Origin of the sequence: Pseudidiomarina marina, from assembly GCF_044807045.1 — a bacterium.
GTDB lineage: Bacteria > Pseudomonadota > Gammaproteobacteria > Enterobacterales > Alteromonadaceae > Pseudidiomarina > Pseudidiomarina marina.
Genome location: NZ_CP085233.1, coordinates 1,740,294 through 1,755,945 on the forward strand (window position 1 = coordinate 1,740,294; position 15,652 = coordinate 1,755,945).

The 15,652-nt window shown below is 47.1% G+C and carries 15 protein-coding genes; 6 read left to right on the top strand and 9 right to left on the bottom strand.

Translation table 11 applies throughout. The features are described from left to right. Complete coding sequence (gene htpX, locus LG272_RS08200) at positions 1-873, bottom strand: protease HtpX (protein ID WP_404407875.1); 873 nt, start codon at positions 871-873, stop codon at positions 1-3. Between the two features lie 150 nt (positions 874-1,023). On the opposite strand from htpX, the gene pepE reads away from it, so the two are divergent. Then, positions 1,024-1,728 carry a dipeptidase PepE gene (pepE, locus tag LG272_RS08205; protein WP_404407877.1) on the top strand — a complete coding sequence of 235 codons (705 nt, stop codon included), beginning with the start codon at positions 1,024-1,026 and terminating at the stop codon, positions 1,726-1,728. On the opposite strand, the gene bioD is transcribed toward pepE, so the two are convergent. From bioD to bioB, 4 genes are read right to left on the bottom strand one after another with little or no spacing between them, the layout of a single operon-like run. Continuing rightward, positions 1,723-2,457, bottom strand: coding sequence for a dethiobiotin synthase (gene bioD, locus LG272_RS08210; RefSeq protein WP_404407879.1), 735 nt, complete (start codon positions 2,455-2,457; stop codon positions 1,723-1,725). The two genes, pepE and bioD, sit on opposite strands and share 6 nt — an antisense overlap. A gap of 2 nt (positions 2,458-2,459) precedes the next feature. Further along, entirely contained in the window at positions 2,460-3,245 is a 786-nt protein-coding gene (locus LG272_RS08215; protein WP_404407881.1) for a methyltransferase domain-containing protein, read from the bottom strand. Then, positions 3,242-4,375, bottom strand: coding sequence for an aminotransferase class I/II-fold pyridoxal phosphate-dependent enzyme (locus LG272_RS08220; protein WP_404407883.1), 1,134 nt, complete (start codon positions 4,373-4,375; stop codon positions 3,242-3,244). Before LG272_RS08220 ends, LG272_RS08215 begins: the two co-directional genes overlap by 4 nt. 17 nt (positions 4,376-4,392) lie before the next feature. Beyond that, on the bottom strand, positions 4,393-5,433 hold the full coding sequence (bioB, locus tag LG272_RS08225; RefSeq protein ID WP_126758862.1) for a biotin synthase BioB: 1,041 nt from the start codon (positions 5,431-5,433) through the stop codon (positions 4,393-4,395). 121 nt (positions 5,434-5,554) lie between these two features. Between bioB and bioA the strand changes: the two genes are divergently transcribed. Together bioA and asnS are read left to right on the top strand one after the other, a co-directional pair. Further along, complete coding sequence (gene bioA / locus LG272_RS08230; protein ID WP_404407886.1) at positions 5,555-6,838, top strand: adenosylmethionine--8-amino-7-oxononanoate transaminase; 1,284 nt, start codon at positions 5,555-5,557, stop codon at positions 6,836-6,838. An 83-nt stretch (positions 6,839-6,921) separates the two neighbouring features. After that, positions 6,922-8,322: an asparagine--tRNA ligase gene (gene asnS, locus LG272_RS08235; protein ID WP_404407888.1), complete on the top strand. Its 1,401-nt coding sequence runs from the start codon at positions 6,922-6,924 to the stop codon at positions 8,320-8,322. Between the two features lie 56 nt (positions 8,323-8,378). Here asnS and LG272_RS08240 read toward each other — a convergent pair whose 3' ends face one another. After that, the gene (locus LG272_RS08240; protein WP_126758865.1) at positions 8,379-8,930 is read right to left on the bottom strand and encodes a nitroreductase family protein; all 552 of its coding nucleotides are present in this window, start codon (positions 8,928-8,930) and stop codon (positions 8,379-8,381) included. Between the two features lie 148 nt (positions 8,931-9,078). Here LG272_RS08240 and sppA point away from each other — a divergent pair, with 148 nt between their 5' ends. Genes sppA through LG272_RS08255 form a run of 3 tightly spaced genes read left to right on the top strand, consistent with a single transcriptional unit; the run spans position 9,079 to position 13,324 of the window. Next, positions 9,079-10,932: a signal peptide peptidase SppA gene (gene sppA / locus LG272_RS08245; protein WP_404407891.1), complete on the top strand. Its 1,854-nt coding sequence runs from the start codon at positions 9,079-9,081 to the stop codon at positions 10,930-10,932. Positions 10,933-10,935: 3 nt separating this feature from the next. Further along, positions 10,936-11,946 carry an asparaginase gene (ansA, locus tag LG272_RS08250; protein ID WP_404407893.1) on the top strand — a complete coding sequence of 337 codons (1,011 nt, stop codon included), beginning with the start codon at positions 10,936-10,938 and terminating at the stop codon, positions 11,944-11,946. Positions 11,947-11,980: 34 nt separating this feature from the next. Then, positions 11,981-13,324 carry a sodium-dependent transporter gene (locus LG272_RS08255; RefSeq protein WP_404407895.1) on the top strand — a complete coding sequence of 448 codons (1,344 nt, stop codon included), beginning with the start codon at positions 11,981-11,983 and terminating at the stop codon, positions 13,322-13,324. A 208-nt stretch (positions 13,325-13,532) separates the two neighbouring features. On the opposite strand, the gene LG272_RS08260 is transcribed toward LG272_RS08255, so the two are convergent. Genes LG272_RS08260 through LG272_RS08270 form a run of 3 tightly spaced genes read right to left on the bottom strand, consistent with a single transcriptional unit; the run spans position 13,533 to position 15,652 of the window. Then, on the bottom strand, positions 13,533-14,315 hold the full coding sequence (locus LG272_RS08260) for a TatD family hydrolase (RefSeq protein WP_404407897.1): 783 nt from the start codon (positions 14,313-14,315) through the stop codon (positions 13,533-13,535). Positions 14,316-14,339: 24 nt separating this feature from the next. Continuing rightward, positions 14,340-14,705 carry a PilZ domain-containing protein gene (locus LG272_RS08265; RefSeq protein ID WP_126758870.1) on the bottom strand — a complete coding sequence of 122 codons (366 nt, stop codon included), beginning with the start codon at positions 14,703-14,705 and terminating at the stop codon, positions 14,340-14,342. Beyond that, entirely contained in the window at positions 14,687-15,652 is a 966-nt protein-coding gene (locus tag LG272_RS08270) for a hypothetical protein (protein WP_404407899.1), read from the bottom strand. The genes LG272_RS08265 and LG272_RS08270 overlap by 19 nt, the downstream gene beginning before the upstream one ends.

Below are 15,652 nucleotides of genomic sequence, written 5' to 3' on the forward strand. Positions count from 1 at the left end.
TTATAAATTTTCTAATGCACGAATACGTTTGGCAAGTGGTGGATGACTCATAAACAATTCACTAAAACTGCGCTTACTTTGAATTCCAAACGCCATCATCGAGCCATCGAGGGTCGATTCTTGTGCACCTTGCAAACGACGTAACGCAGCAATCATTTTTTGCTTACCAACCAAACTTGCTGAACCAGCATCAGCTCGAAACTCGCGTTGACGTGAGAACCACATCACAATAACACTTGCCAAAATGCCGAATACTAATTCAAGCACCATAACGATACCAAAATACGCTAAACCACCGAGGCCTTGGCCATTTTGCGAGTTACTGCGCGTTGCGTTATCGATGACGCCTGCAATTACCCGAGCGAAAAAGATAACAAACGTGTTCACAACACCCTGAATTAAGGTCAGCGTCACCATATCACCATTAGCAATATGACTCACTTCATGTGCCAGTACCGCCTCAACCTCATCTTGGTTCATTGAACGTAGTAACCCAGTGCTCACCGCAACTAACGAGCTATTCTTACTCGCGCCGGTCGCGAATGCATTGGGTTCTGGCGAATCATAGATAGCTACCTCGGGCATTGGAATGCCGGCTTTTTGCGCTTGCGCCGCGATCGTATTTACAAGCCATTGTTCAGTGCCATTGCGCGGTTGATTAATCACTTGGGCACCTACCGAGCGTTTAGCGAGCCACTTCGACATCGCCAACGAAATAAAAGCGCCACCAAAGCCAAACAGCGCAGCAAATATAAATAATCCTTGGTATTGGGTCGGTTCGACTCCCAGCGCAGGGAGCACGAGATTCATCACCACACCCAAAACGAGTAAAATCGCCAAGTTTGTTGCTAAAAACAGAGCAATCCGAAACATTTCTCAAAACCTCACAATGACCTCAACGGATACCACGATTTATAAGGGCGTTAGCCTTGAAATACAAGGCTTTTAGAATGTTTTTTGATAACTATTTTGATACCCTTTCACAACCAAACCTTTTGCGAGCCGAACGAAGGAGAAAAATCAATGGCTGACGCTCAAATTCTATTACTAAGCAGTTCAAGAGCTGGCGACAGCGACTACCTTGCTCCATGCATCAAACCTATTACTGCGCACTGCGGCCAACGTCGCATCTTATTTATTCCCTATGCTGGCGTCGGCTTCTCTCATGCCGCTTACACCGAGAAAGTGCGCGCAGCACTCGCTCCAGCTGGCATTGAGATATACGGAATTGAGTCGGAAACAGATCCCGTTACTGCTATCAAACATGCTGAAGCTATTATGGTTGGTGGTGGAAACACTTTTCAGTTACTTGCCAAACTGTATGAAAATAAGCTGATTGCACCTATTAGAGCAGCAGTAAAATCAGGCATCCCCTATATTGGTTGGAGTGCTGGCTCAAACATCGCCGGTTTAAGTATTCGCACCACGAACGATATGCCGATTATTGAACCACCCTCGTTTCAAGCATTAAATCTTGTTCCTGTGCAGTTAAATCCTCATTATACCGATTATCAACCACCAGGCTTTCATGGCGAAACCCGCGATCAACGTCTCGGCGAGTTCATGGCAATCGAGCCGAATACGCCGATTATTGCAATTCCTGAGGGTGCTTATCTGCGCATCAACGGTGCTCAAATGCACTACTTTGGCGATGCACCAGGTTATGTTTTTAAGGGCGGTATTAAACAACCAATAATGCCAGAGCAAGCCTGTTCTCAATGGTTATAAATGTAGCATTGCCAGGTTAAGGTGTTCCGCAAGTGTCGCTTCATCCAGGTTTGAGTGAAACGGCACTTCGCCTATACAAGGCGCATCGATCATCCGCTTCAGAGTCTCTAAATTTTCTTGGTAATGTGCCATTTGAGCTTTCTGTGGCTGATTCGCAATCCATCCTGCTAGTTTTAGACCGCTTCGTTGTATCGCTTCTACCGTCAATAAAGCGTGATTCAAACAGCCAAGTTTCATACCGATAACCAACAACACCTGAGCTTGTAATTGTTTAGCAACGTCAGCCAGAGATTCTTTTTCGTTCAGTGGTACAAGCCAACCACCCGCGCCTTCTATCAGCACTAACTCATGTTGCTTGGACTCATGTTCGGCAATCATTGCAGAATCAAGTTTGGCGATTATGTTGCTTACGGTTGGCTCGCTTTTTACTTGCGAGGCGGCAATGTGGGGTGCAATTGGCGGCGCATAACAATATGGGTTCACTTTGGAGTAATTTTCATGGTTTAACTCAATAGCGCATGCGTTCATCAGGTTTAACGCATCACTATTGCGCAATTGTCCATCAACCAACTCGGCACCAGCTGCAACAGGTTTAAACGGCCAAACTCGATACCCTTGACCACGCAGTGCATGTAGCAACGCACTTGCACAGGTAGTTTTCCCTGCATCAGTATCGGAGCCCGTCACAAACAAATATGCCGGCCTTTTAATTCCATTATTAGCAATCATGATTAATCTTTAGTTAATTTAATAAAGCCTATTGTCCACATTAATGGCAGCGCGCCGTCACTAGTGCGATGAGCCTCCATAGCGGTTTCAACCTGGCTAAAACTCTTTTTGGTCAGCGCTTGTTGAGGCTGTGGTTGGTAGTTGGCACCAATGCCTTTGAGGTCATACAACATGCCACGCACACTTTGGTATGGCACCGTTACTTGCTCAACCTCAAATTGCACAGTTACCTCATCAAGCGAACTGAGAATATGTTGTAAGGTTGCGGCTGTGTAGAATCGGTTGTGCCGTGCGGCGCCAGTATATTGCTTAAAGTAATCAGCGAGCGGTAATAATGATCCCGCTAACACCGTGCTGGCAACGATACACCCCGAAGGACGTACTGCCTGAAGCCAGTGATTTAATGTCGCCGCCAAATCATCAGCCCATTGCACCGCAAGGTTTGCGTAAATTGTATCAATAGATGCAGCGCCAAACGGTAATTGCTCAAGATCGGCTCGCAGCCATAGGTTACTAGGATAATTGCGTTGCGCCTCACTCAGCATACCTGCAGCGATATCAAGACCAATGTAGTCATTTGTACGCGCCAGCAGCGCATCTGTATTTACCGCAGGGCCACAGCCGATGTCCGCTGTCACACCGGTCGTTACAGGTAACCAATCGAGTAACTTGGCCGCACACCAACGTTGTAAGCCATTATGATGCTGATAGGATTGTGCGGCGCGACTAAAATACGCTGCTATCTTTTGTTTATGCGACGGCTCTTGAAGCGAGTGAACAGAAATCACGAGGTTATCTCTGCTCTATCCAGTGAATCTCGACTTGCAACTAAAGCTGCTACGAGATGATCAATTTGAGCTCTCGAGTGCGTTGCAGCAATGGTCATGCGCAGTCGTGAGCTTCCTCGCGGCACGGTTGGCGGACGAATCACGCCACATTGAATACCATGGGTCTTTAGCGCTTGCCCCCAAGCCATCGCTTTAGCATCCTCACCAACAATCAGTGTTTGAATGGCGTGATGGCTATCGCCAATCGGCAAGCCATGCAGTCGACAGCACTCACGAAAATAACCAATATTATCGTTTAAGCGCTGGCGAAGCGTTGTGCCTTCCGTATTTGCCACAACATCAATCGCAGTGCTTACGGCAAGTGCTTGCGCAGCCGGCATCGCCGTTGAATAAATAAATTCTCGCGCATGATTCGTTAAATAATCAATAATTAGCGATGAGCCCACAATTGCGGCCCCCATAACGCCTAACCCCTTGCCAAACGTAATCGTTAGTAATGGTACTTGGGCCGCAGTAAGCTGTCCTGCCACGCTGCGACCGTCATCACCACAAACACCAATACCGTGTGCATCATCAATCCACAAGTCAGCCTGCAACTGCGCGAGTTCGGTTAATGGCGCCCTATCACCATCCATACTGAAAACGCTCTCGGTTGCTAATAAATTCGCTTCCTTTGGCAACAACAACTGCTTCGCGTGAGCCACATCATTATGATGAAATCGCTTCCAATGATCGAAATGTCGCACCCCATCAATCAATGAGGCATGACTTAGTTTGTCCAGCACGACGCGTTGATACATTGGTGCCAACACGTGCATCGCGCATTGATTTGCGGCAAACCCACTACTAAACAACAACGCATCTTCGCGTTCCAACCATTGCGCCAGCTGTTCACGCAAATACGCATGCGGCGCTTGATAGCCACTAACCAGCGGCGAAGCCCCACTGCTAGTGCCATATTGATGAATACCTTCGGCATACGCGGCTTTAACCCTCGGGTGCGAGGATAGCCCGAGATAATCATTGCTTCCGAATTGCACTTCGCTCGATTGACGTTGTGTCAACGTTCGATATCGATGCTGCTGACGCAATTGATTCAGTTGAGATGAAAGCTGATTCGCAATATGCATAAACCCAACAGGCCTACTCAACTGACTTCGTAATAACGCACAGGTTGCTGCTGTTCAGCGACAGCATCAGAAATAACCGCTTCATGAACATCATCGCTGTAGTCTTCGTGCGCCAATGGCTTTAATCCAAGCCGCTCAAACAGCGCCAAATCACGATTGGTTTCAGGGTTGGCAGTGGTCAGCAGCCGTTCGCCATAAAATATCGAGTTTGCGCCCGCCATAAAACATAATGCCTGCAATTGGTCATTCATGCTTTCACGCCCGGCCGACAAACGCACAAAGCTTTGCGGCATCAAAATTCGAGCTACCGCGATAGTTCGCACAAATTCAAACGGATCGAGATCATCCAGTTCGGCAAATGGTGTTCCTTGCACTTTAACCAACATATTTACCGGCACACTCTCTGGGTGCTGCGGTAAATTAGCCAATTGCGCCAATAAGCCGGCGCGATCACGACGACTTTCTCCCATGCCAACAATGCCACCAGCACATACTTTCATACCCGCATCTCGCACATTTTGTAACGTCGACAATCTATCGGCGTACGTACGAGTAGAAATAATCTCGCCATAAAATTCCGGGGAGGTATCTAGGTTATGATTGTAGTAATCAAGACCAGCTTGTTTCAGAGCTTGCGCTTGTTGTGGGCTTAACATACCTAACGTCATACAGGTTTCTAAGCCAAGCTCTTTCACGCCTTTTACCATTTCAATTACATACGGCATGTCACGGTCTTTGGGGTTACGCCAAGCGGCGCCCATACAAAACCGACTTGCACCTTGTGCTTTTGCCGCTCGAGCTTCTTCAAGAACTTTCTCAACTGCCATTAACCGTTCTTTGTCCACATCGGTACGATAATGCGCACTCTGTGGGCAATATTTACAATCTTCAGGGCATGCACCTGTTTTAATCGACAATAAGGTACTCACCTGTACCGCATTGGCGTCGAAGTTGGCGCGATGAACTTGCTGCGCTTGAAACAATAGATCGTTAAAAGGTAGCGCAAAAAGAGCCTCAATTTCATTGAGTTGCCAGTCATGGCGAATGACAGCCGACATAGTTAGATCCTTGGATACAACGTTTAAAAATAGTGATTTGATATTGCACAGGGTACGGAGTTTACCTAGACTGTCAACTTTATTTAACTCATTTAAATTACAATCGGTTATTATTTAATCAATGATCACAAATAGCGACTTGCAGTTTGATCGCCAACACATCTGGCACCCTTACACCTCCTTTAGCGAGCCACTTCCGGTGTATCCGGTTGAAGCGGCTGAAGGCTGCGAATTAATTCTTAGCGACGGTACACGATTGATTGATGGAATGTCGTCGTGGTGGGCGGCTATTCACGGTTACAACCACCCGCAACTAAACCAAGCCGCGACTGAACAAATGACAAAGATGAGTCACGTGATGTTTGGTGGTATCACCCATGAACCAGCAATTCGGTTATCGCAAAAGCTCGTAGAGTTAACACCAGCCGGGTTAAATCGTGTGTTTCTTGCCGACTCCGGCTCAGTTTCCATTGAAGTCGCGATTAAAATGTCGGTGCAATACTGGTTTAGTCGCGATCTTCCGCAAAAGAACAGAATGGCGACCATTCGCGGCGGGTATCACGGTGATACCTTTGCCGCAATGTCGGTGTGTGATCCCGTCAATGGCATGCATAGCTTATTTAAAGGTAGCCTCAGAGAGCAGCTATTCGCCCCTATTCCGAATATCGCGCCCGAACAACCGTGGCACGCTGATTATTTAGTCCCACTGGAAAAACTTCTTGAGCAGCATCAACACGAGTTAGCCGCTTTGATTTTGGAGCCAATCGTGCAAGGTGCTGGGGGGATGCGTTTTTATCACCCTGAATACCTGCGCGGCGCGCGCAAACTCTGCGACCAATATAATGTGTTACTGATTGCGGATGAGATTGCAACCGGGTTCGGTCGAACCGGCAAGTTATTTGCCTGTGAGTACGCCAACATCACGCCAGATATTATGTGCCTCGGTAAAGCATTAACCGGCGGCTATCTAACGCAAGCAGCCGTGTTATGTAGCGATGATATCTCCGAGACTATCAGTCGAGGTCCTGCAGGGGGCGCATTTATGCATGGCCCTACCTTTATGGGCAATCCGCTCGCCTGTGCCATTGCCTGTGCCAGCATTGACGTTCTGCTTGATAGCCCATGGCAGCAGCGAATTCATAACATTAACGCGCAGCTTCAAGCGGAACTTGAACCTGCACGACACCTGCCGAACGTAGCCGACGTGCGCTGCTTTGGCGCCATTGGCGTCATCGAGATGAATCACGCAGTGGATGTCGCCGCTGCACAACGCTTATGTGTGCAGCACGGCGTATGGATTCGACCATTTGGGAAACTGATTTACGTGATGCCACCGTTTGTTATTCGTCCCGAACAACTCAGCAAAATCACCCAAACCATGTGCTTACTCGCGGCGTCGGTGTGATTTTCGCTTGAGTCTGGCGCAAAGCAAGGTAACATATCAGCCTATTTTATTCTTATACCTTAACTAACGGAGTTTGTAGGCCCATGTCCTTCGCTACAATTGTCGATGTTTTATCGGGAAAAGTTGCCGTTGGTGATGAAGTAACTGTACGCGGTTGGGTTCGTACCCGCCGTGATTCAAAAGCAGGCATTTCATTTATCAACGTGCATGATGGTTCGTGTTTTGACGCTATTCAGGCGGTCGTACCGAATAATCTCGATAATTATGACAATGAGGTTCTCAAACTGACCACCGGATGCAGCGTTGCCATCACCGGTATAGTGGCTGAAAACGCAGGTAAAGGTCAAAGCTACGAGATTCAAGCCACAGCCGTTCATGTGTATGGCTTTGTGGAAGATCCGGATACCTATCCGATGTCGCCAAAACCGCATTCAATGGAATACCTGCGTGAATTTGCACATCTACGCCCGCGCACCAATATTACTGGTGCAGTCATGCGCGTACGTAACTGCTTAGCACAAGCATTGCATCGCTTTTTCCATGAACGCGGTTATTTATGGGTAGCAACACCGATCATTACCGCTTCCGATGCCGAAGGTGCTGGTGAAATGTTCCGCGTTTCTACGCTGGATTTAATGAACCTACCGCACGCCGATAATGGCGGTATTGATTTCAGCAAAGACTTTTTCGGAAAAGAAGCGTTTTTGACGGTTTCTGGTCAACTTAATGGCGAAACCTACGCCTGCGCATTGTCAAAAATCTATACCTTTGGCCCTACTTTCCGTGCCGAGAATTCGAATACAAGTCGTCACTTGGCCGAATTTTGGATGGTGGAACCTGAAGTCGCATTCGCCGATTTAAATGACATCGCCTATTTAGCCGAAGACATGCTGAAATACTGTATCAACGCAGTTCTTCAAGAGCGTGCTGACGATATGGCATTTTTCCAACAGCGTGTTGATAAAGGCGTACTTGACCGCCTAAATCATGTGGTTAGCAACAAGTTCGTGCACATGGATTACACCGACGCGGTTGAAATTCTGCAAAACTGTGGGAAGAAATTTGAGTACCCGGTTGAATGGGGCATGGACCTGCAATCTGAGCATGAACGCTACTTAGCTGAAGAGCATGTCGGTGCGCCGGTCGTTCTAAAAAACTATCCGAAAGATATTAAAGCTTTCTACATGCGCCAGAACGACGACGGTAAAACGGTTGCGGCAATGGATGTGTTAGCACCAGGTATCGGTGAAATCATCGGTGGTAGTGCGCGCGAAGAGCGTCTAGAACGCCTTGACGCGCGTATGCATGAACTTGGTCTACCAACCGAAGATTATGGCTGGTACCGCGATTTACGTCGTTACGGCACCGTGCCACACGCCGGCTTCGGGCTTGGCTTCGAGCGTTTGGTGACTTATGTAACAGGTATGGGAAACATCCGTGATGTCATTCCATTCCCACGTGCACCAAAAACTGCCGATTTTTAACGAAACGAGCGTGCCGATAAAAAACCAGCTTCGGCTGGTTTTTTATCTTATTGAACTCACTGCCAGAACTGAACTTTACCGGTCAACTCCTTATTGGGTTTGATCGGTGTTGGTACCGCCGGTGTGCCTACATACAAAAAGCCGACAATAACATCATCTTCGCTTAATCCAAGTTCGGTTTTCACCAACCCTGATTCAGCGTACCAACCTGTCCGCCAAATAGCGCCAAGCCCCTGCGAAAATGCCGCTTGCTGCAATAATAATGTCGCACAAGCCGCACTCGCTAGCTGCTCATCACGTGGTACTTTATCGTGTTGTTGGTATTTCATCGCTACCGTAATCACCATCGGCGCTCGTAATGGTAGTTGGCTTGCTTGCACGCATTGTGCTTCCGCCTGACCTTGCGCAACGGCCGCGCGTTGGAAAATCTGGCCTAACTGCTGACGCTTTTCATCACTAAAAATAATAAAATGATACGGCATTAGCGCCATATGATCGGGCGCTCGCGCCGCAGCTTTAAGCATCAATTCAAGTTGTTCGTTCGTCGGGCCCGGTTCAATTAAGCGGGGCATTGACGAGCGCGTTGTTAAAAGTTCCAATGCGTCCATAACATCCTCAAAAAAGTAGAATTTGGCTTCCTCACCAAGTTTTCGATAGCTTAGCAAATGATCACGCTCTGTTACATTGTCTTACTAGTTTCTGAGTAATTTCTGCGGTAATCTCCTAGCATTACTACTCAATTTGGGATTGTTTTATATGAGCGGGATCGCTTCAGTCTTCAAAAAACTTTTTAGTCTCATTAACGTTATTCGCAAAATCATTGTAAACATTGTGTTTTTCTTGGTTTTGCTCGTCTTTATTGGTCTTTTCGCAGCCGATGAAGAACCTATTCGTGTGCCTGACAACGGTGTACTGGTGCTCGAATTAAACGGTCGCTTAGTTGAAGAAAAAACGTGGGTTGACCCGGTCGACGCATTCTTTGACGAAATGTTAGGCGGTAGCGGGAAACCAGCCGAAGTTCTGCTGCGCGACGCAGTGACTGCCATTGAGCAAGCGGCAAACGATGACCGCATCAGTGGCATTCAATTAAAGCTCAGCAACTTCGCCGGTGGTGGGTTGAATAAAATGAATGTTCTTGGCGAAGCACTCATGGCCTTTCGTGAAAGTGGCAAGCCAGTTATCACTTACGCCGACGCTTATAGCCAAGACCAGTACTACGTTGCAGCCCACGCCGACAAAATTTATTTAAACCCGTTGGGTATGATGATGTTTGAAGGTTATGGCTCATACCGGTTGTACTTCAAAGAGCTACTCGAAAAATTAAAAGTGAGCACGCATGTATTTAAAGTGGGTGCCTATAAGTCAGCGGTAGAACCGTATACGCGTAACGACATGTCGGACGAAGCTCGTGAGGCCAACAAGATTTTGTACGATGAGCTTTGGCAAACTTACATAGCAGATATCGCAGCGCTGCGCGAACTAGACCCTCGCGTACTATCTGGCGACATGGACGATTTCTTGGCCGCTGTGACTGACTATGAGAACGATTTTGCACAAATGGCTGTCGGTACTGGTTTGGTAACAGATTTATATTCTCGTGAGCAATTCCGTCAGGAAATGATCAGCCTAACCGGTCTTGATGACGATGAAAAAAGCTGGCGCCAAATCAACCACGATAACTATTTAGAATCGTTGAATGGTCAGGCGTATCAAGAAGAAACGAAAGAACGCGATAACATTGCGATCGTGGTCGCACGTGGTGTCATTGTCGATGGCCATCAGAAAGCAGGCATGATTGGCGGTGATAGTACGGCTGAATTGCTTCGCAAGGCGCGTTTGGACGATCAAGTCAAAGCCGTTGTGCTGCGTATTGATAGTCCAGGTGGCAGTGGTTTTGCTTCAGAGGTTATTCGTCAAGAAGTGCTCGAATTACAAAAAGCCGGCAAGCCAGTTATCGCCTCAATGAGCAGTGTTGCTGCATCGGGTGGTTATTGGATTGCTGCAAGTGCCGATGAGATATGGGCTGCACCAGAAACCATTACTGGGTCAATTGGCGTATTCGGCATGTTCTTTACTTTCGAAAACTCACTGGCAGAAATTGGCGTCCATAACGACGGTTATCACACGACCAATTTGCCGGTGCTTGATGTGACTCGCGGGCTTGATGATGGCGGTAAGCAACTTGTGCAGATGAGCATTGAAAAGTTTTACCGTGATTTTGTCAACATGGTCGCTGAAAGCCGCGATATGAGCTACGACGAAGTTCATGCCGTTGCGCAAGGCCGCGTTTGGACAGGTAATCAAGCTCAACAATTTGGACTCGTTGATGAACTCGGTGAACTAGATGATGCTATTCGTGCCGCGGCGCAACGAGCTGATGTCGTCGAATACGATGTTGAAGTGATTGAAGCTGACTTATCGGCGCGCGATAAATTCATGCGTGACTTATTCGGTCAAGCCAGCACTTGGGTACCAGCTTCGGTATTCGAAAAAAATCACTCACCGATTGAAATGGAATTGCAACGCGTGTGGCAGGAAGTTAAATTACTAGATAAATTTAACGACCCGAACGGTGTTTACGCACTGTGCGAACTATGTCCACTGCAGTGATTCATGACTAAAAAACGTATTTATGTCGCCTACACGGGCGGAACAATTGGTATGCAAAAGTCGACACAGGGTTACATCCCTGTGTCTGGCTTTTTAACCGAGTGCGTAAAACGCATGCCCGAGTTTTATCGGGACGAAATGCCTGAATTCACCATTCACGAATATGACCCGTTAATGGATTCATCGGATATGTCCCCTGCCGATTGGCAACACATCGCCGAAGATATCCAAAGCAATTATAATGACTACGATGGTTTCGTGATTTTACATGGTACTGACACCATGGCTTACACGGCTTCCGCGTTATCATTCATGTTTGAGAATTTAGCCAAGCCGGTCATCATTACAGGTTCGCAAATTCCACTAGCAGCATTACGCTCAGACGGTCAAACCAACCTTTTGAATGCCCTATACATTGCTGCAAACTATCCAATTCACGAAGTGGGTTTGTTTTTCAACGACACCCTGTATCGTGGTAACCGTGCAACGAAGGCGGATGCCAATGGCTTTAATGCATTTGCATCGCCAAATTTTGCGCCGCTCCTCAAAGCTGGCATACAAATAACTGTTGATGCCGGAACCATTAAAGACATCGGGCACGAACCGCTACGCTTAACATCCGTAACGCCACAAGCCATCGGTGTCGTGACGTTATATCCAGGTATTTCAGCAGTAATATTCGATAACATGCTGCAGCAACCAGTAAAAGCCCTTATCATGCAAAGCTATGGCGTTGGCAACGCCCCGCAAGATCCCAAGCTTCTCGCCAGCTTGCAGCGCGCGATCAAGCAAGGTACGGTCGTGCTTAATTGCACACAGTGCTTCAAGGGCAAAGTCAATATGGGCGGCTACGCAACCGGCAACGCACTAGCGCAAGTCGGCGTTGTTAGCGGCCACGATATGACCATTGAAGCAGCGCTTACAAAACTACATTATTTGTTATCGCAGAATTTGTCTCAGCGTGAAATAAATAATCTCCTTGAAACTAACTTACGTGGTGAATTAACCGCTTAAGCCGAATAACAACAGAACAACAAGAATAAAAAATATGGCTCTTAAATCTCCTGCTTTTTCATCTCGTATCGGTTTCATTCTTGCCGCAGCCGGCTCCGCTGTTGGTGTTGGCAACATTTGGGGATTCCCCACCCAAGCTGCACAAAACGGCGGTGGTGCATTTTTATTGGTCTATCTCTTGATGGTTGCCCTACTTGCCTATCCAATGCTGGTTGCTGAGCTAACTATTGGCCGTATGCGCCAACGTAATCCAGTCGAGGCATTACGAGCGCTTAGCGAGAAACCTTTTTGGCGTGGCTTTGGAGCATTTACCGGTATTGTTGGGTTAACTGTGCTCTCGCTAATTCTAAGCTTCTACGCCATTGTTTCCGGTTGGCTGCTCGCGTTTATGTTTGCGCCATTAGCCGAGTTGCTAGGATTTCATAGTGCAGCCACTTGGTTGACCGATTTTGGTGTTGAGCGCAATTTAATCATGATGGTCTTGTTCCTTGTGCTTACCATTCATGTCGTGCGCTCTGGCGTAACTGACGGCATTGAGCGTTGGTCGCGTCGCCTTATGCCGTTGTTGTTTGTTCTGCTGATTGCCATGGCGCTTTACATTCTAACGCTGCCTGGTGCTATTAACGGCTTAAAAATGTATCTCACGCCTGATTTTGAGCAGGTGACGAATCCAAACCTTGTGATCCGAGCGATGGGGCAAGCATTTTTCTCGCTCTCTTTAGGTGTTTGCTGCATGATGACCTATGGTGCTTATCTCTCAAAAGATGAACACCTCCCGAAAACCGCCGGTTGGGTTGCCGGACTCGATACATCTGTCGCATTCTTAGCCGGTCTACTCATACTGCCTGCGATGTTTGCCGCGCAAGAACTCGGTGTTGTGATTTATGACCAAGCTGGACAACTATTATCGAGCGACACACTGGTATTCAACGTGTTGCCGGCTATGTTTGATTCGATGGGATCAGCTGGATTATGGGTAGGACTCGCCTTCTTCGCACTAATGGTAATCGCTGCAATTACTTCATCTATTTCCATGCTCGAAGCGCCGGTCAATGCACTCGTTGAGGAAACAGGTCAACCACGTGCGCAAATGGTTTGGGTTGTTGGCGCGACAATTGGTCTTATCTCAGCCATTATTATTTATAATTTTTCCAGCCTATTTGGCGCAGTAGTAACCTTTACAACCGTATACATGCAACCGTTGCTAGCACTTGTATTTGGTTTGTTACTAACGTGGATTCTTCGCCAGCATTTTTTGCTTAAAGCTCTTCAAGAAGGCGCGCCTGAAATTGATAAAACTTGGTTCTGGAAAGTTTGGCCATGGTACGTCAAATTCATCTGTCCAATATTGATTTTATTAGTCATATGGCGTGGATAAAATTCATTCACCCATTTGAGTTAACCTTTTGTTTTATAATTATAAATTATAGACAAAAAAATGCTCGGGACGAATCCAAGTTGTCCCGAGCTTAGGGGAATGGCTCAAGGGATTGAGCCGTGCGCTAACTCGATAAATGTCGAGGGTAAGATCTAGTGTAGATCGTTATTTTTAAAATGCGAATTTTTTGTGTAAAAAACGTACAAATTTATGTTCGCACTCGTTTAAACAACGAATAGAAGTTATGGGTGGTTACTTCAGCCACTTCAGATAAGGTCACGCCCTTCACATCCGCGACACATTTCGCAACGTCAGCAACAAAAGCTGGCTGATTTTCTTTACCTCGATGCGGTACCGGCGCCAACCAAGGACTATCAGTTTCAATTAACAGGCGTTCAAGCGGTAACGCTTTTACGACGTCACGCAATTCTGTGGCGTTGCGAAACGAGGCGATTCCTGAAATGGAAATATAAAAATCAAGGTGTTCAATTGCTTGCTGCGCCATTTCTAGTGATTCGGTGAAACAATGCAATACACCACCACAACGCTCGGCTTTACCTTCACGCAGCATTGCGATGGTGTCGTCGCGCGCATCGCGCGTATGAATAATTAATGGTTTGTCTAATTCATTCGCAAGATCAATATGATAGGCAAAACTTTCTTGCTGCACGGGACGACTTTCTGGGTCGTAATAATAGTCAAGGCCGGTTTCACCAATGGCAACGACCTCTGGCAATGCGGCCCATTCTCGCAATTGCGCTTTATCTAGTGGATGCTTGGCGACATAGAGTGGATGAACACCACAAGTAATACTGATGTCAGAAAAGCCAGCTACTTTCTCGCGCATTGCCGGAAAGTCATCAAGCGTCACGCCAATACAGAGCATGTGTTGAACTTGAGCTGCACGAGCAGCTTCAACAATGGCTGCAAAATCGCCATTAAAATTTGCTAAATCAATTTTATCAAGATGACAGTGGGAATCGACAAACACAACAACTCCAAACTCAATGATGCATTACATGGTAGCGGTCGGTGTACCGGTATTACCAATAGCCGCTAACTTTGATTCAATCATGTTTTTTAACATGGCTTTATCATCAATAAATTGCACACCAACGCCCTGCTGTTCCGGACGTCCAGGCTTAGAAGGCGCTAACCACACAACCTTGCATTTCACCAATACTGAGTTTTGTTCACCAAACAAACGCACTTCAAGTAAAAACGCATCCCCGATTTTCAGCGGTTCATCGGTTGTCAGAAACAACCCGCCACCTTTAATAAATGGCATGTAATAACGTCGCAATTGCGCTTCAGTGCCAAGCACAATTCGTTTCTTTGGTAACTCTGCTTCAGCGTCAGCTGCTACGGTCTGTGTATCCATTGTAACCACTGTTGTTGTAATAATAATGGTAGGTTTAAGCCGGACTGTTCACGTGTAATTTTGCGCAAATTATAACATAAAGCGAGCCAACCGTTTAATGTTGTAACAGATATCTGCTCTCGTTGCAGCCATTCCTGTGCGGCCAGAGTAAGCTGCGGGTAGTGTAATCGTTGTTGCGCAACCCGCTGACGGATACGGATGAGTTCTTGCAACCAAGCCAATGAGGCTTCGAGCCATTGTTGCACATCATCTTTCTTGGGCTGGGGCCACGCTGTTTCGGATATCATGGCGTTGGCGATAACTTGAACGAAGTCGACCGGATCTGCCAATTCGCCATTCAATGCCGCTAAGGCTGTCAATGGAGCTCCCGGAAATTGCTGACTACGAACCCGCTCAGCTTCCGATAACGTTCGCCCCAATTGCTGTGTTAACCAATCTTCTACGGCTGTTTGACTTGGCTCGTGAAAGGTATGTAGGCGCATACGACTACGCAACGTTGGTAACAAGTCGCTGGTGCGTTCAGGGCTGAGTATCAAATAGGTATTTCCACTCGGCTCCTCGAGGGTCTTTAACAGCGCATTTGCCGCTTCAATCGTCATGCGATGAGCATCCTTAATCCACGCAACTTTGCTTCCGTGCTGACTCGCTGTTTGTTGTAGCTGCTGCGTTAGCTCACGAATTTTATCAACCCCGATGGCTCGATTATCCTCACTCGCTACTTCGTAATAATCTGGATGCGTACCTGCCTCCATCAACAAACAACTTTTACATTGACCGCAAGCTTGTTTCTGTGGCTGTAGGCAAAGCAAAAATTTCACCAGAGTCTGTGTATAGGCCTCGGCACCTACCCCTTTTCTATCAGGAATACAATGAGCATGACCAAAGCGCTGATTGTGATAATCAGCAACCAATTGCCGCCAGGGTTCACGTAACCAAGGTAAACTCAT

Bases quoted from the DNA above. Each gene is read 5' to 3' on its own strand.
- htpX (WP_404407875.1), bottom strand. From the start codon at position 873: ATGTTTCGGATTGCTCTGTTTTTAGCAACAAACTTGGCGATTTTACTC.
- pepE (WP_404407877.1), top strand. From the start codon at position 1,024: ATGGCTGACGCTCAAATTCTATTACTAAGCAGTTCAAGAGCTGGCGAC.
- bioD (WP_404407879.1), bottom strand. From the start codon at position 2,457: ATGATTGCTAATAATGGAATTAAAAGGCCGGCATATTTGTTTGTGACG.
- LG272_RS08220 (WP_404407883.1), bottom strand. From the start codon at position 4,375: ATGCATATTGCGAATCAGCTTTCATCTCAACTGAATCAATTGCGTCAG.
- bioB (WP_126758862.1), bottom strand. From the start codon at position 5,433: ATGTCGGCTGTCATTCGCCATGACTGGCAACTCAATGAAATTGAGGCT.
- bioA (WP_404407886.1), top strand. From the start codon at position 5,555: ATGATCACAAATAGCGACTTGCAGTTTGATCGCCAACACATCTGGCAC.
- asnS (WP_404407888.1), top strand. From the start codon at position 6,922: ATGTCCTTCGCTACAATTGTCGATGTTTTATCGGGAAAAGTTGCCGTT.
- LG272_RS08240 (WP_126758865.1), bottom strand. From the start codon at position 8,930: ATGGACGCATTGGAACTTTTAACAACGCGCTCGTCAATGCCCCGCTTA.
- sppA (WP_404407891.1), top strand. From the start codon at position 9,079: ATGAGCGGGATCGCTTCAGTCTTCAAAAAACTTTTTAGTCTCATTAAC.
- ansA (WP_404407893.1), top strand. From the start codon at position 10,936: ATGACTAAAAAACGTATTTATGTCGCCTACACGGGCGGAACAATTGGT.
- LG272_RS08255 (WP_404407895.1), top strand. From the start codon at position 11,981: ATGGCTCTTAAATCTCCTGCTTTTTCATCTCGTATCGGTTTCATTCTT.
- LG272_RS08265 (WP_126758870.1), bottom strand. From the start codon at position 14,705: ATGGATACACAGACCGTAGCAGCTGACGCTGAAGCAGAGTTACCAAAG.
- LG272_RS08270 (WP_404407899.1), bottom strand. From the start codon at position 15,652: ATGAGTTTACCTTGGTTACGTGAACCCTGGCGGCAATTGGTTGCTGAT.